The organism is Bradyrhizobium sp. (assembly GCF_035652035.1).
Lineage (GTDB): Bacteria > Pseudomonadota > Alphaproteobacteria > Rhizobiales > Xanthobacteraceae > Bradyrhizobium.
Window position 1 is genome coordinate 17,611 of the sequence record NZ_DASREO010000080.1, and the last position, 21,088, is coordinate 38,698.

Annotated in this window: 22 protein-coding genes; 9 read left to right on the forward strand and 13 right to left on the reverse strand. The window is 61.4% G+C overall.

Annotated features, from left to right (window positions below; translation table 11 throughout):
• Positions 1–62: 62 nt before the first annotated feature.
• Positions 63–266 (reverse strand): cold-shock protein, encoded by a 204-nt coding sequence (locus tag VFB05_RS21920; protein ID WP_072825325.1) that lies wholly within the window; start codon positions 264–266, stop codon positions 63–65.
• Positions 267–810: 544 nt separating this feature from the next.
• Here VFB05_RS21920 and VFB05_RS21925 point away from each other — a divergent pair.
• Positions 811–1,764 carry an autotransporter outer membrane beta-barrel domain-containing protein gene (locus VFB05_RS21925; RefSeq protein WP_414643235.1) on the forward strand — a complete coding sequence of 318 codons (954 nt, stop codon included), beginning with the start codon at positions 811–813 and terminating at the stop codon, positions 1,762–1,764.
• A gap of 63 nt (positions 1,765–1,827) precedes the next feature.
• On the opposite strand, the gene VFB05_RS21930 is transcribed toward VFB05_RS21925, so the two are convergent.
• The 3 genes from VFB05_RS21930 to VFB05_RS21940 all read right to left on the reverse strand — a co-directional run bounded on the left by VFB05_RS21930 (position 1,828) and on the right by VFB05_RS21940 (position 5,237).
• Complete coding sequence (locus tag VFB05_RS21930) at positions 1,828–2,001, reverse strand: hypothetical protein (RefSeq protein WP_325016103.1); 174 nt, start codon at positions 1,999–2,001, stop codon at positions 1,828–1,830.
• 217 nt (positions 2,002–2,218) lie between these two features.
• Positions 2,219–3,367 (reverse strand): ribonuclease D, encoded by a 1,149-nt coding sequence (rnd, locus tag VFB05_RS21935; RefSeq protein ID WP_325016107.1) that lies wholly within the window; start codon positions 3,365–3,367, stop codon positions 2,219–2,221.
• 394 nt (positions 3,368–3,761) lie between these two features.
• Positions 3,762–5,237 carry a protein adenylyltransferase SelO gene (locus VFB05_RS21940; RefSeq protein ID WP_325016141.1) on the reverse strand — a complete coding sequence of 492 codons (1,476 nt, stop codon included), beginning with the start codon at positions 5,235–5,237 and terminating at the stop codon, positions 3,762–3,764.
• A 190-nt stretch (positions 5,238–5,427) separates the two neighbouring features.
• On the opposite strand from VFB05_RS21940, the gene aspS reads away from it, so the two are divergent.
• The 3 genes from aspS (at position 5,428) to VFB05_RS21955 (ending at position 10,158) form a co-directional block, all read left to right on the forward strand.
• Entirely contained in the window at positions 5,428–7,218 is a 1,791-nt protein-coding gene (gene aspS / locus VFB05_RS21945) for an aspartate--tRNA ligase (RefSeq protein WP_325016109.1), read from the forward strand.
• Positions 7,219–7,282: 64 nt separating this feature from the next.
• Complete coding sequence (locus tag VFB05_RS21950) at positions 7,283–9,589, forward strand: NADP-dependent malic enzyme (protein ID WP_325016111.1); 2,307 nt, start codon at positions 7,283–7,285, stop codon at positions 9,587–9,589.
• Between the two features lie 122 nt (positions 9,590–9,711).
• Positions 9,712–10,158 carry a DoxX family protein gene (locus VFB05_RS21955; RefSeq protein ID WP_325016143.1) on the forward strand — a complete coding sequence of 149 codons (447 nt, stop codon included), beginning with the start codon at positions 9,712–9,714 and terminating at the stop codon, positions 10,156–10,158.
• Between the two features lie 12 nt (positions 10,159–10,170).
• Here the strand turns inward: VFB05_RS21955 and VFB05_RS21960 are convergent, their stop codons facing one another.
• The 4 genes from VFB05_RS21960 to VFB05_RS21975 all read right to left on the reverse strand — a co-directional run bounded on the left by VFB05_RS21960 (position 10,171) and on the right by VFB05_RS21975 (position 15,261).
• Complete coding sequence (locus VFB05_RS21960) at positions 10,171–10,680, reverse strand: dihydrofolate reductase (protein WP_325016145.1); 510 nt, start codon at positions 10,678–10,680, stop codon at positions 10,171–10,173.
• Positions 10,681–10,751: 71 nt separating this feature from the next.
• Positions 10,752–11,693 (reverse strand): polysaccharide deacetylase family protein, encoded by a 942-nt coding sequence (locus tag VFB05_RS21965; protein WP_325016113.1) that lies wholly within the window; start codon positions 11,691–11,693, stop codon positions 10,752–10,754.
• Between the two features lie 150 nt (positions 11,694–11,843).
• Positions 11,844–13,472: a hypothetical protein gene (locus tag VFB05_RS21970; protein WP_325016115.1), complete on the reverse strand. Its 1,629-nt coding sequence runs from the start codon at positions 13,470–13,472 to the stop codon at positions 11,844–11,846.
• Positions 13,473–13,518: 46 nt separating this feature from the next.
• Positions 13,519–15,261 (reverse strand): L,D-transpeptidase, encoded by a 1,743-nt coding sequence (locus VFB05_RS21975; protein WP_325016118.1) that lies wholly within the window; start codon positions 15,259–15,261, stop codon positions 13,519–13,521.
• Positions 15,262–15,610: 349 nt separating this feature from the next.
• On the opposite strand from VFB05_RS21975, the gene VFB05_RS21980 reads away from it, so the two are divergent.
• On the forward strand, positions 15,611–16,156 hold the full coding sequence (locus VFB05_RS21980; RefSeq protein ID WP_325016120.1) for a CreA family protein: 546 nt from the start codon (positions 15,611–15,613) through the stop codon (positions 16,154–16,156).
• Between the two features lie 42 nt (positions 16,157–16,198).
• On the opposite strand, the gene VFB05_RS21985 is transcribed toward VFB05_RS21980, so the two are convergent.
• On the reverse strand, positions 16,199–16,411 hold the full coding sequence (locus VFB05_RS21985; protein ID WP_325016121.1) for a hypothetical protein: 213 nt from the start codon (positions 16,409–16,411) through the stop codon (positions 16,199–16,201).
• 183 nt (positions 16,412–16,594) lie between these two features.
• Positions 16,595–16,813, reverse strand: coding sequence for a DUF6719 family protein (locus VFB05_RS21990; RefSeq protein ID WP_325016147.1), 219 nt, complete (start codon positions 16,811–16,813; stop codon positions 16,595–16,597).
• Between the two features lie 225 nt (positions 16,814–17,038).
• On the opposite strand from VFB05_RS21990, the gene VFB05_RS21995 reads away from it, so the two are divergent.
• Positions 17,039–17,437 carry a PaaI family thioesterase gene (locus VFB05_RS21995; protein WP_325016124.1) on the forward strand — a complete coding sequence of 133 codons (399 nt, stop codon included), beginning with the start codon at positions 17,039–17,041 and terminating at the stop codon, positions 17,435–17,437.
• A gap of 123 nt (positions 17,438–17,560) precedes the next feature.
• Complete coding sequence (locus VFB05_RS22000; protein ID WP_325016126.1) at positions 17,561–18,181, forward strand: GNAT family N-acetyltransferase; 621 nt, start codon at positions 17,561–17,563, stop codon at positions 18,179–18,181.
• A gap of 45 nt (positions 18,182–18,226) precedes the next feature.
• Here the strand turns inward: VFB05_RS22000 and VFB05_RS22005 are convergent, their stop codons facing one another.
• Together VFB05_RS22005 and VFB05_RS22010 are read right to left on the reverse strand one after the other, a co-directional pair.
• Complete coding sequence (locus VFB05_RS22005) at positions 18,227–18,529, reverse strand: hypothetical protein (protein WP_325016128.1); 303 nt, start codon at positions 18,527–18,529, stop codon at positions 18,227–18,229.
• A gap of 113 nt (positions 18,530–18,642) precedes the next feature.
• Positions 18,643–19,326 (reverse strand): DUF2161 domain-containing phosphodiesterase, encoded by a 684-nt coding sequence (locus tag VFB05_RS22010; protein WP_325016130.1) that lies wholly within the window; start codon positions 19,324–19,326, stop codon positions 18,643–18,645.
• Between the two features lie 83 nt (positions 19,327–19,409).
• On the opposite strand from VFB05_RS22010, the gene VFB05_RS22015 reads away from it, so the two are divergent.
• Positions 19,410–19,754, forward strand: a complete 345-nt coding sequence (locus VFB05_RS22015; protein WP_325016132.1) for a hypothetical protein — start codon at positions 19,410–19,412, stop codon at positions 19,752–19,754.
• A 3-nt stretch (positions 19,755–19,757) separates the two neighbouring features.
• Here VFB05_RS22015 and VFB05_RS22020 read toward each other — a convergent pair whose 3' ends face one another.
• Entirely contained in the window at positions 19,758–20,438 is a 681-nt protein-coding gene (locus tag VFB05_RS22020) for an SDR family oxidoreductase (protein ID WP_325016134.1), read from the reverse strand.
• Between the two features lie 212 nt (positions 20,439–20,650).
• Here VFB05_RS22020 and VFB05_RS22025 point away from each other — a divergent pair, with 212 nt between their 5' ends.
• The gene (locus tag VFB05_RS22025; protein ID WP_325016136.1) at positions 20,651–20,857 is read left to right on the forward strand and encodes a hypothetical protein; all 207 of its coding nucleotides are present in this window, start codon (positions 20,651–20,653) and stop codon (positions 20,855–20,857) included.
• Positions 20,858–21,088 lie beyond the last annotated feature (231 nt).

Here is a 21,088-nt window from a genome sequence, read left to right on the forward strand (position 1 = left end):
ACAAAATCCCCCGGCAGGGCCGGGGGTGCATCAGGATTGCTTACGCGGATCGTGACGAGGCTTTAAGAGACCTTGAGATTTTCGGCGGAAGTTTTTCCGCGATTCTCGACAAGGTCGTATTCGATAACCTGATTCTCGTTAAGGGTGGTGAGCCCAGCGCGCTCGACGGCAGAGATATGGACGAACACGTCCTTATCGCCGACCATCGGCTTGATGAACCCATAACCCTTCGTCGGGTTGAACCACTTGACGGTGCCTTTTTGCATCGCCTGTCTCCTGGTCTAGACGTAAAGAAGACGCGCCACGCGATTTGCGTGCCGCGCCACAAGCGGGCTTTCCGGATGTCTGCTGAATGTCCTAGTCGCGAAAGCACAGTCGATCGGCCGAATTCCGATTGTGACAGGGATTGCAACACGAAATTTGCACGTTAGCAAGCGTTTGGGGCGCTTGGGGAAAATCGCCGGGTCGTCTCGGACGCCTCGGGCGGGTGTGGCTTGGCTACAACAAGGCACGCCAATTGCCTTCAGATAAGGGTCAGGAGCGATTGACGCTGCTAGCGAACTGCAGGCAAATCCCCCTCAATTGAAAGCAAATTGGTTGTCGGGCTGAACGCCCTTTTTTTGGAAAACGGCGCAAATGGGCGGGTCATTGCGGTCGTCGCGGGGTGCCTGCCTTTTGCCGGGAAGGGCGCTTTTCCTCGTCCTGGCGCTTGTCGTCGGACTTTTGGCGCCAGCGGCTCATGCGCAAAGTCCAACGCCGCCGCCGACGCCAACGCCCACGCCGTCACCCACCCCGGTCCCGATGTCGACGATGACCGACCTCTCTGCCGGAGCGACGGTCGCGAACCTCGGAAGCAATTTCCTGGAGCGACTTGGCGATCAGGCGAGCGGGGGGTTCGGCCGCGCCTCGCGCAGCAATCCGGGTGGCGGGGGCGCCTCTGAGTCTCTCGAGGGCCAGCCTTTTCGCAGCTGGGGCGAACTCTACGGGATTTCCGGCACGACCGGTCCGCTAGGTGTTTTCGTCGGCGATCATCGTTCAACATCAGGCGGCGTTGCGGGTTTCGGCGCGCGGATCGCGCCCGGCGTGAACGTCGGATTTTCGATCGATCAAAGCCGAACCGGAATCGACGTGCCGCTGGCGTTTCAGTCGGCGACCCTCGATCTGACCCAGCTTGGCTTCAACGCCTCGATCGACAAGGGACCATGGACCTGGGCGATGGCCGCCGTTCACGGTTTTGGAAAGATCAACTCAAGCCGCGACACCGGGTTCGGGATGGCGACCGCAGGCTATGACGGGCAGATCGACGGCGTACTGACCGAGCTCAGTTACTATTGGACCGCAGACCAAAGCCGGCTCGTGCCGAAAGCCGCGCTTGAATATGTTCACGCTTCAACCGGCTCTTTCCAGGAGATGGGAGGCCTCAATCCGGTTTCGGCGAGCGGCGCGACGCTCGATCGGTCGCGAATGCTGCTCGGCGTAGAAGTCGGTCACTACTGGATCGTTGATCAGAAGATCGTGGACCTGTCGGCCTATGGCAAGTTCGTCGATAATTTCGAACAGAAACTCTCTGCGATCACCGTCAGCCTCGGACCTCAAAGCATCCTGGTGCAGGGTATCGGTGAAAGCCAGTACGGGGCGGATGCAGGCGCTGCGCTGTCGCTGAGCCTCACCAACACCGTGCGCCTCTACCTCAACTATGACGGCAAGTTTCGCTCCGCCTTCCAGTCTCACCAGGGTACGGCTGGCGTCGAAGTGAAATGGTAGCCGAACGGTTTTCGCGTGCTGCTTGCGCGCGGCATCGCGGACAGGTGATTTAGCGCCGGCCGGCTATTTTGCGAGACGCTCGGCGAGTTCGATCAGCATCCGTCGATCGGCGGCATCCCTGATTTTCCGGAAGGCAACGACGAGCCGCAATCCTTCGACAACATTGAGGTCGATTTCATTGTCGCGAAGCAGTTGCAGCAACTTGTCCCCGCGATGATCGGGATCGTCGATATTCAACGCAAGCACTCCGGAATACCGAAAAAATGGCGAGTTCTAAAAATGGCCTGGGCGAACTCGCTGGCATGATCTCGGCCGCGATCGAGAAGGCACGCCAGCTCAACATGCACGGAAACTTATATTCTATCAGTGGCGCTGGCGGAAGTATCGGGGGCCGCCAAAGCATCGCCAGACAAGCCCAACGGCGATAAAAGGCCGCAACAATGCGAGTTGTTCGTCAGTGGCGGTCGACCTTTACGACCCGCCCCTTTTCGATCGCAAGCGCGAGCCGGCCCTGCTTGAGCGCGAGTGCGGCTTCGCCGAACAGTTCGCGGCGCCAGCCGTGCAGCGCACCGACATCGGCGTTGTCATCGGCGGCGATCTGTTCGAGATCGTCGACGGTCGCAATGACCTTGCTGGCCACGGCGTGACGTTCCGACGTCATGCGCAGCAAGACCTTGAGCAGTTCGACAATCGCTGCGCCGTTGGAATTGCCGCGCGGCCTTTCGATCTTCGGCAGCGCGGCAAGGTCGCGCGCAAGGCCCCGCTGTACGGCGGCGACAATATCCGTGCCCCATTTCGACCGATCAAAGCCCTTCGGCAGCGAACGCAGGTTGGCGAGTTTTTCAAGGCTCGTCGGCGCGTGGGTCGCGATATCGCCGACGACATCGTCCTTCAGGATGCGGCCGCGCGGTACGTCGCGGCTTTGCGCTTCCTGCTCGCGCCATGCTGCGACCTCGATCAGCACCGCCAATTCTTTCGGCTTGCGCACCCGCGTCTTCAGCCGCTCCCAGGCGCGCTCGGGATGAAAGTCGTAGGTTCTGGGGCTGGTCAGAACCTCCATTTCCTCGCTCACCCAGTCGCTGCGGCCGCGCTTCTTGAGATCGGCATCGAGCGCTGCGAACACGTCTCGCAGATGGGTGACGTCGGCGAGCGCGTAATGCATCTGTTCTTCGGTCAGCGGCCGCCGCGACCAATCGGTGAAACGATGGGTCTTGTCGGGCCGATGACCGGTGACGCGTTCGACCAGCTGGTCGTAGGCGATCGAGTCGCCATAGCCGAGCGCCATGGCGGCGACCTGCGTGTCGAAGATCGGGTGCGGAACGATGCCGGCGCGGTGCCAGACGATCTCGATATCCTGGCGGGCGGCGTGGAAGACCTTCAGCACCTTTTCGTCGGCCATCAGCTCGAAGAAAGGTTTGAGGTCGATTCCGTCGGCGAGTGCATCGATCACCGCCGCCTCGTCCGCGCTCGCCATCTGCACCACGCACAGCAGCGGGTAATAGGTCGTCTCGCGAAGGAATTCGGTGTCGACGGTGATGACCCGGTGTTTGGCGAGGCGATCACAAAAGGCGGAAAGTTCCGCGGTCGTGGTAATTAGATCCATAAATGGTCCATGGCGCTTTCCCGAAGGGCGTTCGGCCGAAAGCGCTGACATGTCAAGGGCCTTGCGGCAGAGTCGAGACCGAATTCTACGCTTTGGTCACGGTGTAACGCAAACGGCAGCCGACGCCGCGCAAGCCGTTGTCACGATTTTTCTTGGAGGATTGCCGGTCAGAGGTCGCGCACGCGCCGTTCCGATGGCCGCCTGGCACTGGGCACCATCAGGACAATGACGCAAAGCCCAACCACCGCCAGGCCCATGAATTCGAAAACCAAAGCGTCCACGGAAAAACCCCCCAAACAAACCGGCAGGTTTGCTGGGAAGCGATTGAACGCCGCTTAATTTCGCGCGCTTCGTGGTGCCTGGCGCGGGCAATGTTCTGCGGAGGGTTAACGATTTATGTTCCACAGAAGGTCTGAAGCACGCGCTGATGCGGCTCGGGCGGACTGGCGTAGTCCGCAAACGCCGGCTGCTCCTTGAAGGGTGTCGATAGAACCGTAAGCAGCTCCTCGAATGGAGCAAAGTCGTCGCGGTTGACGGCTGCCTCGATCACAGCCTCGATCCGGTGATTGCGGGGAATGAAAGCGGGGTTGACGCTCCGCATGACTGCAGCGCGCATCGCAGGTGTTTGTGGCTCGGCGCTGATGCGTTGCCGCCAGCGCGCCGCCCACTCGTCGAACGCTGCGGGTTCAGCGAACAACGAACGCACGTCGCCGTAGGTCTCATCCTCGGCGGCGTCGCCGAGGCGGCGGAAAGTGAGCGTGAAGTCGGCGTGGTTTTTGGCCATGGCGTCGAGCAAGTCTTGCACAAGCGCATCATCGCCGTCCTGCTCGGTGAACAGGCCGATCTTCCGGAGCAGGCCAGCGTTATAGGCGTTCGTAAACTTCCCCGGAAACTCGGCAAGTATCGCTTGCGCCTGTTCGATCGCCTTGTCCTTGTCGTCGGAAAACAGCGGCAGCAGGCATTCGGCGAGCCGCGTCAGATTCCAGAGCGCGATCCGTGGCTGGTTCGCGTAAGCGTAGCGGCCCTGTTCATCGATCGAGGAAAACACCGCTGCCGGATCGTAATGATCCATGAAAGCGCAGGGGCCATAGTCGATCGTCTCGCCGGAAATCGACGTGTTGTCGGTGTTCATGACGCCGTGGATGAAGCCGACCAGAAGCCAGCGTGCCACGAGATCGGCCTGTCGTGCGATCACGCCAGCGAGCAAGGCATGGTAGGGCTGCTCGGCACCCGCTAGATCAGGATAGTGTCGGGCGATCACGTGATCAGCGAGGCGCTTGACGCCATCTGTGTCGCCACGCGCCGCAAAATACTGGAACGTGCCGACGCGAATGTGGCTCGCGGCCACCCGGGTCAAGACGGCACCCGGCAGCGCAGTCTCGCGCATGACGTGTTCCCCGGTGATGGTTGCGGCAAGCGAGCGCGTCGTGGGAATCCCGAGTGCCGCCATCGCCTCGCTGACGATATATTCGCGGAGCACCGGACCCAGCGCGGCGCGGCCGTCACCACGGCGGGAAAATGGCGTCGGTCCCGAACCCTTGAGCTGGATGTCGCGCCGCACGCCGTCGATATCGACGACTTCGCCGAGCAGGATGGCGCGGCCATCGCCGAGCTGCGGCACGAAATAGCCGAACTGGTGGCCGGCATAGGCCATGGCGATCGGCTCGGCTCCGTCGGGCAGCCGTTTGCCGGCGAGGATTTCGGCACCCTCCGGGGTCTCCAGGAGGTCGGGATCGAGCCCCAGTCGGACCGCCAGCGGTCGATTTAATTTGATCAGCCGGGGGGCTGCCACCGGCGTCGGCGCGACCCGCGCGAAAAAGCCGTCCGGGAGCGCCGTATAGGTGTTTTGGAAGGGGAAATGCACCGTCATGCCATCAAGATAGGCATATGCGGACATTAGACAATCCAGAGGTTGCGAAAGGACGAAGTTTCCGCCGTTTCGTGGCTTCTGGAGGGGCTTTGGTCGGTTGCCGCGCCGGACGGCCTCGGGTAAACCCTCAACCTCTTCGGGCAGGCTATTGAGCCACCCGATTCTCCAACATTTGACTGATGGAAACTCGATGCATCGTTACCGGTCCCATACCTGCGGCGCGCTCCGGGAGAGCGATATCGGCCAGAACGTTCGTCTGTCTGGCTGGTGCCATCGCATTCGTGACCATGGCGGTGTCCTGTTCATCGACCTGCGCGACCATTACGGCCTGACGCAATGCGTCGCGGATCCGGATTCGCCGGCCTTCAAGGTGGCCGAAAAGCTGCGCTCGGAGTGGGTGGTCCGGATCGACGGCAAGGTACGGCGGCGCCCCGAGGGCACCGACAATCTGGAACTGGCGACGGGCCTCGTGGAAGTCTACGCAACTGAAATCGAGGTGCTGGGACCGGCGGCCGAACTGCCGATGCCGGTGTTCGGCGAGCAGGAATATCCTGAAGACATCAGGCTTAAGTACCGTTTCCTCGATCTTCGCCGCGAGAAGCTGCACCAAAACATCATCAAGCGCGGCCAGATCATCGATTCCATCCGCAAGCGGATGAAAGAGCAGGGGTTCTTCGAGTTTCAGACCCCGATCCTGACTGCGTCCTCGCCGGAAGGTGCGCGCGACTTTCTGGTGCCGTCGCGGCTGCATCCGGGCAAGTTCTACGCCCTGCCGCAGGCGCCGCAGCAGTTCAAGCAGCTCACGATGGTCGCTGGGTTTGATCGTTATTTCCAGATCGCGCCGTGTTTCCGCGACGAAGACGCCCGCGCCGATCGATCGCCCGGCGAATTCTATCAGCTCGATATCGAGATGAGCTTCGTCACCCAGGACGACGTGTTCAACGCGGTCGAGCCTGTGATGCGCGGCGTGTTCGAGGAGTTCGCGGAAGGCAAATCTGTCACCCAGAAATTCCCGTCGATCCCCTATGCGACGGCCGTGAGCAAATACGGCACCGACAAGCCCGACTTGCGCAACCCGATCGAGATGGAGGTGGTCTCGGATCATTTCCGCGGCTCCGGCTTCAAGGTGTTCGCGCGAATGCTGGAAGATCCGAAGAACCAGGTGTGGGCGATCCCGGCGAAAGGCGGCGGCTCGCGCGCCTTTTGCGACCGCATGAACTCCTGGGCGCAAGGCGAGGGCCAGCCGGGCTTGGGTTACATCTTCTGGCGCGAAGGCGGCGAGGGCGCAGGTCCTCTTGCCAACAATATCGGGCCGGAACGCACGGAAGCGATCCGCGCGCAACTCGGATTGAAGGAAGGCGATGCGGCTTTCTTCGTTGCCGGCGATCCCGACAAGTTCTGGAAGTTTGCAGGCTCGGCCCGCACCAGGCTCGGCGAGGAATTGAACCTGATCGAAAAGGGTCAGTTCAAGTTCTGCTGGATTGTCGACTTCCCGATGTTCGAATGGAACGAGGAAGAGAAGAAGATCGACTTCTCGCACAACCCGTTCTCGATGCCGAACATCGAGCCGGAGGAATTTCTGAAGCTCGATCCAAACGACCACGAGAAATTGCTGAGCCTCAAGGCCATCCAGTACGACATCGTCTGCAACGGCACCGAGCTTTCGTCAGGGGCGATCCGCAATCACCGCCCGGATGTGATGAAGAAGGCCTTTGCGATTGCGGGCTACCCCGAGGACGTACTGGAGGCGAAGTTCGGCGGCATGCTTCGCGCGCTTTCGCTTGGCGCACCTCCGCACGGCGGTATCGCGCCCGGTATCGACCGGATCGTCATGCTGTTGTGCGGTGAGGAGAACCTGCGTGAAGTCGTTCTCTTCCCGATGAATCAGCGGGCGGAAGATCTGATGATGGGTGCCCCCTCAGAGGTCACGCCGAAACAGTTGCGCGAGCTTCACATCCGGCTCAATCTGCCGCAAAACTAGCCGCATCACTGGCGGATACCACCGAGATTTGTTTCGGGGCACAGTAGGCCCCCGGGGGAAGCGAATGTCCATTTCCGAAGACCTTCACGCCGCAGCGCTCGCCTACCATCGGCTACCGCGGCCCGGCAAACTCGAAATCCAGGCGACCAAACCGCTCGCCAACCAGCGCGACCTCGCTTTGGCCTATTCACCGGGCGTCGCGTGCGCCTGTACCGAAATCGCCAAGAACCCGGCGGAAGCCGCCTCGCTCACTTCGCGCGCCAACCTGGTTGCGGTCGTCAGCAATGGCACAGCGGTCCTTGGCCTCGGCAACATCGGACCGCTCGCCTCCAAGCCCGTCATGGAAGGCAAGGCGGTGCTGTTCAAGAAATTCGCCGGCATCGACGTCTTCGACATCGAGATCGCCGCCGACACCATCGAGCGCGTGGTCGAGACGGTCGCGGCGCTGGAGCCGACCTTCGGCGGCATCAACCTTGAGGACATCAAGGGCCCTGACTGCTTCGAGATCGAGAGCCAGCTCAAGGCACGGATGAAAATTCCGGTCTTTCACGATGACCAGCACGGCACGGCCATCATCGTCGGCGCGGCCATCACCAACGGGCTGTTCCTGAACGGCAAGAAACTGTCTGACGTCAAGATCGTCTGTTCGGGCGCGGGCGCCGCCGCGCTTGCCTGCCTCAATCTTCTGGTGTCGATGGGCGCGAGGCGCGAGAACATCTGGGTCTGCGATATCGAAGGCGTCGTCTACGAAGGCCGCGCCAAGCTGATGGATCGCTGGAAGTCGGTCTATGCGCAGAAGACCGACAAGCGCGTACTGGCCGACGTCATTCCGGGCGCCGATATCTTCCTCGGACTTTCCGCGCCCAACGTGCTGAAGCCCGAGATGGTCCAGCAGATGGCCGAGAAGCCGCTGGTGATGGCGCTCGCCAATCCGGATCCGGAGATCATGCCGGACGAAGCGCGCAAAGCGCGCCCCGATGCCATGATCTGCACCGGCCGGTCGGACTTCCCCAACCAGGTCAATAACGTTCTGTGCTTCCCGTTCATCTTCCGCGGCGCGCTCGATGTCGGCGCGACGGCGATCAATGAGGAAATGAAGAAGGCCGCGGTCGATGCGATCGCGCAGCTCGCCCGTGATCCGCCGGTCGATGCGCTGGCGCCCGGCTTCGACAGCGGGCAGGCGCAAGGCTTTGGCCCGGGTTCGCTCATTCCGGGACCGTTCGACCCGCGCCTGATCCTGCGCATCGCGCCGGCAGTTGCCAAGGCCGCGATGGAGACCGGCGTCGCGACGCGCCCGATCGAGAAATTCGAGGACTACGCAGCCTACCTCGAGCGCTTCGCGTTTCGCTCCGGCCTGATCATGAAGCCGATCTTCGCCAAGGCGAAGACCCAGCCGGTCCGGGTCATCTACGCGGAAGGCGAAGACGAGCGCGTTCTGCACGCGGCGCAGGTGGTGCTGGAAGAAAACCTGGCTCGACCGATCCTCGTCGGACGTCCGTCGGTCGTCGAAGCACGGATCAAGCGGTTCGGCCTCGCGATCAAGGCCGGCAAGGATTTCGATCTCGTCAATCCCGAGGACGATCCGCGCTACCGCTCCTATGTTCAATCCTACATCAGCATTGCCGGCCGGCATGGCGTCACGCCGGATAACGCGCGAACATTGGTGCGCACCAATGCCACCGTGATTGCCGCGCTCGCGGTCAGCCGCGGCGAGGCCGACGCCATGATCTGCGGTGTCGAAGGCGGCTATCGGAGCCATCTGCGCCATGTCCGGGAAATCATCGGCTTCCGGCCGGGGGTGAGCGATTTTGCAGCGCTGGCGTTACTGATCACGCGCAAAGGATCCTATTTCATCGCCGACACCCAGGTGCGGCCGGATCCAAGCGCGGAAGAGATCGCAGAAATGGCGGCGCTGGCGGCCGTTCATGTTCAGCGTTTCAACATCAAGCCCAAGATCGCCTTTGTCTCGCATTCCGATTTCGGCAGCTTCGATACGGAATCCTCCTGCAAGATGCGCCGCGCCACGGCACTGCTCCGCGAGAAACATCCCGAAATCGAGGCTGACGGTGAAATGCAGGGCGACACTGCGCTTTCTGAAGCCGCCCGCAAGCTGGTCCTGCCGCATTCGCACCTCGAAGGTGAGGCAAATGTGCTGATCATGCCCAATCTCGACACCGCCAACGTTGCTTATCAAATGATCAAGGCGGTGGCAGATGCCTTGCCGGTCGGTCCGATCCTCATCGGAACGTCACGGCCGGCGCATATTCTCACGCCGTCGGTGACGGCGCGTGGCATTCTCAATATGACGGCGATCGCGGCCGTCGAGGCGCAGGAACCGTCCGGCCGCCTGCAGCCTTCGCTGTTCGGTTAGCGGTCGCGAGAAGGCCGGCTGGCGCAGCAAGCCGGGCACGGATTGACGTTTGAAAAGCCTGCGCGGAACGCCCATAATCGTGTCCCGCGATCCCTGAGCCTGCCGACCCAGAGAGGCCGATGATGCCAGCGTTAGTTCACCTTGGACGAGTTTTGTTCTGCGTACTGTTCGTGGTCTCCGGAGCTTCGAAGCTCCTGGACCTGACGGCAACCGCTCAGATGACGGAGAAGATCGTCATTCCCGCGATCGTGGCTCCCTATACCCAGCAGCTCGAAACGCTGACGGGAATGTCGACGGCGCAGCTGCTGGCGATCGCCTCCGGCGCGATCGAGGTGATCTGCGGCGTGTTGATCGCGCTCAACTTTGGCGCGCGTTTCTTTGCGATCATCCTGATCCTGTTTGTGGCAGCCGCCACGTTCTACTTCCACGACTTCTGGAATCAGACCGGGCCTGAAGCGCGAGGAAATCTCGTCCACGCGCTGAAGAATCTGTCGCTCATCGGTGCCTTGTTCATGATCGCCGGATCAGGCCGCGCGGCCAAGGCTCGCGAGGCGGCCTACGACGTTTAAGGCCTTTGACGTCTAAGGCTTGCGTTGCCACGGCGTCACGGTGACGCCGTTGGCCTCATCGAGGACTTGTGCGTTGCCGGGCTTGAGACCGTGCTGCGCCAGGATTTGCTGCGGCGTCTGGCCTGGCACCCCGGAGAAAACAGCCTCTCCGCCGGGCAGGCGCACCTTGGACGCCTGCGAAAGCCAGAACGTGTCAAAGCGATCCATGAACATGTCGAATACGCTGGGGCCGCCGATGACAGCGACGGTGCCTGCGTGAACGCCGGCATGGTTGCACGCGGCCTCGAAAGGCGCGCCTGCGGGATTCCACAGGGTGGCATTGGGATTTAATGGGTCGTCAGCGACACCGGCGATCGTTCGCGTCACGGCAACCCGCTTTCTCCGCGGCGAGTTCGGCTGCCCTTCATGCGAATGACGGCCGTGAACGATCAGGTCGGCGGAATCGAGCGCGGCGGTAAAGAACCGCTTGTCGCCCTCGAATTTCAGCGCCTCCGGCATGACCCCGCTCGCATCCGCCAACATTCCGTCGGCGGACACGATTACATAACCGTCGATACGAAGCGCCGACACGGCGGGATTGCGATCCTCGAACGCTATTCCGAAATCGTTTGCACCACGCTCGATACCGGCCGCGAACTGACGGTCGGCAGCTTGGCGTCCTTCAACACTTCCTCGTCGTACTGCGGAAGCGTTTCGACGGGTGCCTTGGCCTTCATCTGCACCACCTTGTAGCCGCCTTCCTTCAGTTTACGCAGCAAAGTCGGCAACGCTTCGGCGGTATGCTTGTGGAAGTCGTGCATCAGGATGATGCCCTTGCCGAGCTTGTCGAGCTTCTTCATCGTGACGTCGATGACCTGCTGCGGGTTCTTCGCCTTGAAATCGAAGGAATCGAGATCGCAGGAGAACATCGCGATATTCCGCGTGCCGAGATAGGTCACCATCTCCGGCGGATGTTGCAGCGCCGGGAAACGGAAGAAGGGTGCAGGAGAAACGCCTCCCAGCGCCCACTTGACGGCTGAAAAGCCTTTCTCGATCTCTTCCTTGCGCTGGTCTTCGGTCAGCTTCTTGTTGGTGAGGGTCGCATGCGACCAGGTGTGTGAGCCGATGGTGTGGCCGGCGGCCAGGACCTGTTTGAGAATTTCGGGATAATAGGTTGCATGCTTGCCGATCGAGAAGAAGATGCCGGTCGTGCACTCGTTGGCCAGCGTCTTGAGGACGGAGGGCGTGTTCTCCGGCCACGGACCGTCGTCAAAGGTCAGCACGACCTCCTTGTCGCGCAGGAAGTCGAGCTGCTTGAAATGCTCGAAGCCAAAACCCGGCCCACCGGTGGTGTCGATCTCGACGACGCGGCCGATCCCGAGCGCATCAGGATTGGAGCAGGGTATTTTTGCCGCGGCAGGCGCTGCGGCGGGAGCAGGAGCGGCTGCCGCAGCAGGCTTGGCATCGGTCTTGGCGGGCGGGGTTTGCGACCACGCCGCTCCACTTGCGCAAAGTGAAATCGCGCCTGCAAAGATCAATCCTGCCGCCATCCGCATCCTGGTATTCCTTGTGCTCTGACCGCGCCCGGCAAAGCCTTCTGATGGCCTGCCGCACGGCTTCCCCGCCTTCATCCATCATAACCGAGTTGCGGCGTAACGCTATATCGGCGTTGGCAGTCTCCGGGATTCTCCGGGGGATCAGGAACTTCAAAGTCGCCGCACTGGGCACCAGGGTAGCGGCATCAGCGGCATGTAGTACTGGTTCCACTCGCATACGGACTCCGGTCCGCGGCGCATCAAGGCGTATTTGATCGGTTCAGCCTGGCTGACCACGATCTGCAAGAAGAAAAGAGCCGCCGCGATCAGGAAGGCCCATTTGTGGAAACGCAGATCGTTCAGCCGATCGAGCAGAACAGCGCCTGCCAGGATGATCAAGGGATCTGTGAAGATGAAATATTCGGACTTCAGTCCTCGCCGCACGCCGAGGGTGTCGATGCCGGCCGCCGCAAGGAGCAGCAGCAAGGCCTGGATCGCCGCCTGCCTTTCACCGCGCGTCCATGCATAGACGATACCCGGCACGATCAGCCAGATCAGAAAAACCGTCGGGCGCGGCGAGGAGTGAAGGACGAAGGAGTAGCGCGCCGCGACCGAGCCGATGCCATCGAGCAGCAGCCGAACGATATCTGTCATGCTTGACTGGTTGGCGGCCGCAGCCGTCGTCGCATCGACGAATTGCAGCATCTTCTCGACGGGATTGAACACCGCGATCACGTTGCGGGTGTTGTAGTCGAGGTTGAGCACGAGCAACGCCAGCGCAGCGCCGGCCGCAACCGCGGCCATCGATGCGAGCGTCTCCGCCGCGCTGATCCGCCAGATCGATGCGTAGGCCAGCATGCACGCGCCGATCAGGATCAGTAGCGCCGCCTGGTAGGTTCCAAAGCGGCCAAGCAGGAGCGGGTGAAAGCCCGCCGCATCCAAAAGCGCGCGATCGAATCCGGTCGAAACAAGCGGCCACGCTGTCCAGATCGCGGCAATGGCGGCGATCGCCGAGATAATGACAGCCAGGAATGCGGTTCGGCGTTCGCGCCAAAAGGCAACGCTCTCGCTTTCCGGGTCGCCGAACGGCAAGATCAACAGCGGTAATGCCGCGATCAGGAGGATCGCCTGCACCTTGTTTAACAGGCCGAGCACGCAAAGGGCGGCGGCGAGCGCCATCCACAACGGGCGCGCGATGCTCGCACGCCGCCCGATCACGATCAGGATCATCAACGCGCAGATCACCGGGCACGCCGACAAAAGCTCGGTGCGCAGGATGCGCGCGTGCACGGCAAGACCGCCGGAAAATGCGAATGCAAACGTCGCGACCAGGGCAAGTCGCCAGTCGCGCACGATCGCGCGCATCAGGCCGGCGAAGATCAGCACCGCACCAGTTGCGGCCAGCCAGGCAAGCAGGCGGCCAGCGCGGACGACGCTCGTCATGGCGGCATCGAAGGCTTCAGGATTGGAAGCCGGCGGCATGCTGGAGAGCGACCAGGTGTTCAGCAGGCCGAGTGCATGCAACATCTCGAGCCAGACCTTGACCGAGACGATGGTGAGATAACCGGTGTGGTCGAAGAAGTGTTGCGGCTTGCCGTCGTTGAGGGCAAGCGCGTTGTAGATCACCATGAAGTCCATATCGGCATTGCGCCAATAGACCAGCGCGTAGCCGTAGAGGAAAAACGACGCCGCAAGGCCGATGACAACGGCGGCCAATCCCCATCGCCAGCCGAGAAAGGTCAGCGGCGCGAGGGCATCAAGGCGGGTGCGCGGAAGCGTTGAGGTCGCAGAGGAGTCCATGCCGGCCGTCTTTTAGGCGTGGCCGGGATGATTGGAAACCGGTTTTCTAGCGCAGCGAAACGATGAAATCCGTTCCTTCGCCGGTTTCGCCGGCCGCGATGCCCTGATCGGAGACGATGATCGATCCGCCCGTCGACAGGGCTTCGTAGATTTTCGCCATGACCTCGGAAGGCAAGCTGAGGCGATCCAAGGCCTCTGCCGGACTGTCGGGCATCGGCAGCGGCTTGGCCTCGATCGGGACTGCGTTGGCGAACTTGCGACCGCGCGCAAGGCGCTCTACTTCAGCGCGCCGCTCGGCCTTGGCGGGCACGGGCAGCGAGACCACCGACCAGTGCAGGGCGTTGCGATCATTGCCGTCGACCTGTGCAGTGAAAATGTGAGTGCCGAGCGGCCTCACATCAGTGGCGATCGTCACCGGTGTCTGGAACAGCGGCGCGAAATTCTGCCGGATGTACAGTTTCGAATCCTTGCGGCTGACGAAGACCGCGATCTGTCCCGTGCCCTGGAAAGCGAAGCCCGGATCGGGTTTACCCTTCAGGTCGGCCTTGAGCGAGGTTTCGGGCGCTGCGGCGGGTGGCGTCGCCTGAGCTGCAGGCGCGGCTTCCGGCGGAACTGCGGCTGTCGCCTTGGCAGCATCCTTCTGGACCGCAGCTTCGGCTGCGATGTTGCTCTTCGGCGCCTCGGTCGCAGAGGTGGCGGTTGCAGTTGCAGTATCGCTGGCCTTGGTCGCTTCCTGCGCCGCAGGCGCGGTCTCCGGCTTTGCAGCCTGATCGTTGGGAGGCTCGGCTGGCTTGGCAGCAATCTTCTCCGGCTGGGCCTCGTCCGATTTTTCGCTGATGGACTTTTCATCCGAGGCAGTCGTTTCGTCACGCTTCGTTGCGTTCGGATCGGCTTGCGATATCGCGGCGTCAGGCTCACGCGCAGCCGTCGCGTTCGTTGTCAGCGAGGTCGGCAGCGCGCCGCTTGCGTCGGCGGTTTTCGTGGCCGTGGAAGGGGGGCTTTCCTCGGATTTCGCTTCGCCGACATGCCCGACAGTCGACCGCAGTTCGATTTTGGTTTCGATCGGTGCGGGCACCGTGCTTGCCTCGATCTGGACTAGCTTTTCCGCAGTTTTGACCGGAGCGACGTCCGCTTTCGTCTCTTCGACCGCGACCGGCTGCGGCACGACCTTTATCGTTGCGAGCAGCGGATGCGAGAAGCTCGCCGGCGTCACATCGCCGGGCGTGACGACAACGCGCGCGCCCATTTTGGTCCAGCCGTACATCTTGACGGCAAAGGCCATCGGCATGCGGATGCAGCCGTGCGAGGCGGGATGTCCCGGAAGTACGCCGGCATGCATGGCAACGCCGGACCAGGTGATCCGCTGCATGAACGGCATCGGTGCGCCGCTATAGATGTTGGAGCGGTGGAATTTTTGCTTCTGGATGACGCTGAAAACGCCCATTGGAGTCGGATGGCCGGGCATGCCGGTGGAAATCGGCGACTCCGCGAACAGACCCCTGGCGTCGTAGATGCGAAGCTTTTGCTGGGCGATGGAGATCGAAATGATCAGCGGCCCCTGCGGCTTCGCGTCCTTCTCGACGAGTTCGGATTTCTTTTCGCCACGGCGAGAGGCCTTGGTGTGGCGCGCCTTCGCCTTCGGGGCTGGCTCGGTGACGACAGTTCCGGAGTCTTGCCAATAGTAGATGGCGGCTTCCGTTTGCTGCGACAGAACGAACGTTCCTGCGGTCGCAAGAATGGCAAGCGGCCAACGCCGCCCACCCCGAAAACAAACCCCAAGTCCGCTCACGCGCGTGCCTTCCGTTTTCCAGCTTCCGGTTGAATGTTGCAGACGGGCTACGCCATCACCAGTTCAACGCTTACAAAGCCTGTGATTTAGAACCTGAGCGTAACAAAAAAGCCTCACTTAATGTTAACGGCGGGCTAACTCAGGCCTTTCCGGCGATGAGGCCAGACCCTACATCCGATTGCCAGCCAGTCGTTGGAAATCCGCACCCGATACCGTCGCCCGCCCTTATTTCTCGAGGTTCCAAATCAAAGTCACGCCGGATCAACGCTTTGCCGGCCCCTTTGATCCTACGATTCATCAGGCAGGCAATTTACCCCCAAAATCCGCAATCAGATTCGAGGAGGCCTTCATGGCACGTGCCGCACGCCGATCTTATGACGGGAGTTGGAGAATCAGGCTGTTACTCGCGGCCCTGCTCACGTTCGCAGCGGTGCCTGCGCTGGCAGCCGATGAGCCGGATCTGATTTTCCGCCGCTCCACGGTGTTCAAACTGCTCAGCCCCAACGACAAGCTTGCGACCTACGGTATCGATGATCCGGAGGTCGAGGGCGTCGCATGTCATTTCACCGTGCCCGAGAAGGGCGGCATCAAGGGCTGGCTTGGGGTTGCTGAGGAAGTGTCGGACATTTCACTCGCGTGCCGACAAATCGGCCCGATCCGTTTCAAGGGCAAGATGGGGCAAGGCGACGACATGTTCAGACAGCGCCGTTCGCTCTTCTTCAAGAAAATGCAGATCGTGCGCGGCTGCGATGCCAAGCGGAACGTGCTGGTCTACATGGTCTACTCTGACAAGCTGATCGAAGGCTCGCCGAAGAATTCAACCTCGTCGGTGCCGATCATGCCGTGGGGAGCCGCTGACACCGCCGTTCAGAAGTGCGGCGAGTTCGTTCAATAGCGAGACGCAATGGTTCGGGATTTTGGGCTCAGGAGTTTGGGCTCAAGATTTTGGCGATGGCGGGCGAGGACGTTTCAACGGCACTTTGCCGGCATTGGGATCACGACATCCCACCAGCTGCACAAATTTTTGTGGCGTTGATTCGTTGTCGTCGGCGCCGTCAATCCGGCGCTGCTGCGCCATGGCGCCACAAATTCCTGCGCTGTCCACTTTCGATTTGATGTGGTTGCCGACATCGATGGCGCGTTCGCCCATGACGTTCTCCCCGGCAGATTGACGCCTTAACGCACAAGCTCGGGAAAGGTTGCGACGGAATCCGCGCCACGCCAATATGGACGAATGCCTGTCCTGGTTGCGCATTGTCGGTCAAAGGCCGACGCGCTCGCCCGGTGGCCGACCAAGGCTTGCGCATTGGCCTAGAGAGGTACCGGCGCGAGCCTATTTCACCTTGGGACCGCCGCGGGGGACGCATTTTCGTCCCCGAAGCACACCCGTCTCCGTCATCTTGGCGCCGGAGACTTCCTTGATCTGGCCCGCGGGGCACGTTCCGTCATCGATCCTGACGCGCTGTCCGAGTTTCAAGTCGGTGATGTCCTGCTCGCGCGAAAGCACCGTCGCTTGTGCCGCACCGGCAAGCGCGAGCGGTCCAAGAACCATCAGAAAGAAGAGCTTTCCCCGTACGGCCTGGATGCCGACATTTGCCATCGAAGATCGGACATGACGTTCGGTCATCGGAGATTTCCCGTTGCAGCTGAGGTGTCCGCGCGAAGTCTATTGAGACGGTCGCGATTCTCAAACCGGTATGTAGAATGGAACATGGCTTGCCCAGGCGAGCGGTGGTTGAAAACCTGACGCCAAGCCTTCGAAATCGGAGCTCTATGAATGACGCCGCTTGAAAAAATTCGGTCGATGAAGCTGCCATTTGCGGAGCTGAAGGGGGTCACTTTTGTCGAAGCCGACAAGGATCGCATTGTCGCCCGGATGCTGGTCCGTCCCGATCTCTGCACGCTCGGTCATATCCTTCACGGCGGGGCGGCGATGGCATTGGCGGACTCAGTTGGCGCCGCGGCAACCGTGATCAATTTGCCCGAGGACGCCAAAGGGACGACCACGATTGAAAGCAAGACGAACTTCATCGGAGGAGCGAAGGAAGGAACCACGGTTATCGCGACCGCAACGCCGATCCATCGCGGGCGGCGCACGCAGGTCTGGCAAACCCGGGTTGAGACCGAGGATGGAAAGCTCGTAGCGATCGTGACCCAGACTCAAATGGTTCTCTGATCAAAGGGAATTAACGACGATTTCTCCAAGGCATAGACGGTCTTGCATTTCATGTTGCGATGCACAATATAGATGGCCTAGGGATTCGACGCCTCCTCGAGGGTGACCAAAGAGGAGATTAAAGTGAGCTACCACGACGTCACGGCTTCGAAGGCTGCCAAGGGCACCGTTCGGACGCTGAGCCAGCAGGAAGAGCTGCCGCTGCTCAGGGATCATCTGCTCCGGCTCGATCAACGAAGCCGCCACGACCGCTTCCACGGCTTCATGGACAATAGCTTCATCGAGGGTTACGCCGCGAAATGCGCCAGCGACGGAACTGTCATCATCGCCTATCTCGAAGACGGCGTGGTGCGAGGTGCGGCGGAGCTGCATCCGCCGGAGACGTCTCCTGATCTGCAGCCCGAGATCGCCTTCAGCGTGGAGGCTGGTCTGCGCCGCCAGGGTGTCGGCAGCATTCTGTTCCGAAAACTCATCGAGGAAGCGCGCGCCAAGGGATACCGCACGTTGAGGATCACGACCGGCGCTCAAAACGATGCAATGCGGGCGCTCGCCAACAAGTTTGGCGCGCATCTGACGTTCCGTTACGGCGAATCCACCGGGACGATCGACCTGGAACAACAACCACAACCGGAAACGGCGCGGTCCGCAGGTGTCACGCCGCTCGATGCACTGCGCGCGGTCGTGCAGTTCAATCGCGCTTACTGGAAGTTTTTCCTGGGGCTCTACGGCTGGAAGATTGCATAGCTGACGAACAACGGCGCGAGAGTTTCAGGGCGCGCCGCGATATCCTTACGTGCCGGTCCGCTTGTCGTTACCGAACTTCCGCACCACACGGCGTTCCACGACGACTGAACGCTGCGCGCCCTGTTCGCCAGCGATCACGCGGGTTGCTGAACGTGCCTGGATGCGGCTCGTCTTCTTCACCTCGGCGGTAACGGCATCAAGCGGCATGCCCATCAGCGATGCCGCGATCTCCGCTTGCTCACCCAGGTCCTCGGTGATGCCAGCCGCCGCGAATATCGCTTCCTCAAGCGTCGGCGGATCTCGCCGAACGCGCCGCGGTCCATATTTGGTGTTCCAATCCTGGCTCATCGCCGGCCCCCTCAAATTGTCGCGGCAGACATAAGGACGCGTATGTTGCATTGCAATATGAAACTGGCGTGGCAACTCAGCTATGCATGTTCGGGTGTCGGGCGCTCTCCGGCTCAGGGCGCCGCGACCTCAACGCCCGCGAGCTCGATCGGTTGCTGCGGCCATCGTTTGAGCGCGGCGCGGCCTGCGTCCGTGAGGACATAGACGCCTCGCTCAACGCGGTCGAACCAGCCGTAGACGTTGTGCAGCAGAATTTTCGGCGCGTCGGGAATCGCCGGCTTGAGTTCGCGCACCTTGCGCCGCCCGTGCGATAGGGCCGAGGCGCAAGCAAGCGCCTGCTGCCGATAGGCCGTCATGATCGGTGCGCGCGTGCTGCCACCGAGCGCCGGGTCGCCCTGACGCTTTCGATGTTCGGTGATCAGCCGCGAGCGCCGCTTCAAATCGCGGCGAGGGGACGTCGTCGGGGAGACGATCACCTCAACCGTGCCGGACTTGGTGACCGCGAGCATGCCAAAGCCGAGGCGGCGGCAAAGATTGCGATAGCGCGCATCGCTCTCCCGTCCCTTGCCGCGTTCGGAAAATCTGGCGGCGAGCCAAACTTCGTCGCTGGCGGCAGCGCGGTCGACCGCCTGCAAAATCAGTTCGAGGTTGAAGGAGAGCTTGAGCTCGCCGATCACCACGATCGGGGGGTCGTCGCCGGAGAGCGCCACAAGGTCGCAGCCGCCGATCTCGCCCTTGACCGTAAAGCCGAGCTTTTCAAGAAAGCGTTTGACGGGCAGATAAAGCGCGGTTTCCAAGGTGAAGCTTTCCGGAAGGACCAAGAGCGACTCACCCGCGCATTTTACTCCAGATCAGCTATGTACTTCTTGTGGGCGTGACGATGATCAGAAATGGGCTTTATCACATCACCGTCGAAATGCTCGACGGTGTAATCGGCGGCAACCAGGGCGTGATGGTGGTACGCGACGGCACGCTGCGCGGCGGAGATTCGTTTTTCTACGCCTATGGCACCTACACCGCCGCCAACGGCAAGTGGAAGGGCGAGGTGACCAATCTCGAGCATACCCCGAGCTTTGGCGAGAGGCCGATCTGGGAGCGCAAGGTGGTCACGATCGGCTTCACCGGAACTTATGACGACCAGACAGCGGAGAGCGACGGGATAGCGCTCGCGGGAAAGCAGAGCATCCGCTTCAAATCGAAGTTGCGCCTCTTGGTGCCGGATTAGCGCCTAGACGCGTCCGTTGACCGGAAGCAGCGCCCCGGTCACCGCGCTTGCAGCGTCGCTTGCGAGAAACAGGATGACCTCGGCAAGTTCTTCCGGCCTGACCCATTTCGCAAAATCCGCCTTCGGCATGCTGGCACGGTTGGCAGCCGTGTCGATCGTCGAGGGCAGCACCGCGTTGACGGTGATCTTGCCCTTCCACTCCGCCGCAAGCGCCTCGGTGAGGCGGTGCACACCCGCTTTCGACGTGGCATAGGCGCCCATGCCAGCGCCGGCTTGCAATGCGCCCATCGCGCCGACATTGACGATCCGTCCCGCTGCCGAGTTGGTCAGGTGAGGGATCGCCGAGCGAGACGCATTCAGCGCGGTGAGGACATTGAGCGCATACATGCGCTGCCATGTCTTCGGATCTCCCTCGGCGATCGTCTCGAACGCAAAGCCTCCGGCGATATTGACCAGCGCGTCGAGCTTTCCGAAATGCGAAGCGGCCGCGTCGATCGCCTTTTTGGCTTCGGTCGCATCGGTCAGATCGACGCCGCCAAACTCGATGCGTTCCGTAGTTGGCTTGATCGTGGTTGCCGCGTGATCGATACCGGCGACCTTCGCGCCTTTGGCCAGCGCCGTAGTCACCACGACCTTGCCGAGCGCGCCGGAGGCGCCGGTCACGACGATGATCTTTCCTTGCATGAGGCATCTCCAAAAGCGGGTGAGGCCGAACACTATCGTCCGTAAAATCCCGGTGGCAATGCGGCCAAAACGATCAAATCCAACACGGTTGCGCGAAGAAAGGCCCGTATTCCAGCACTTATTAGCGATTGTTAAAATTTGCGGGGGTTTTGTAAGCGAAACGCAGAACGGTTGCGCTATGGGTAGGGTTCGCTCAAGTGAGGGGTTGAAGCATGTTGAAGCACCTGCCTGACCACGGTTTGCCGCTCGTGCAGCTCAAGGAGCAGCGGCGGGACCTGGTGGTCGCCTTGCAAAACCGCAATGGCCCGGTCAGCGGCTGGGAATTGATGCAGATCGCTGCTGTTCAGCAGGCGATTTCCGCGTTCGAGGATGTCATCGCCGATCTCGACGCCGAAATGGAGATGGAGGCCGCGGCGTAAGCGCATTTTCGCGCACCTGTACACCTGTTGTTCCCGGCGCTATTGCAGGCGAACATCCTTCAACGGGATGAGGCTGCGGGGGCGACTATGAAATGGCACAGGGCCACGATCGGCTGGGCGGCGATTTTCGCAGCGGGAGTTGTTGCTTCGACAGCGCCGGCATCGGCCCAGACCTTCGATTCCTATCGTTGTGTCGACGGCACGCCGTTTCTGCTGGCTTTTTATCCTCAC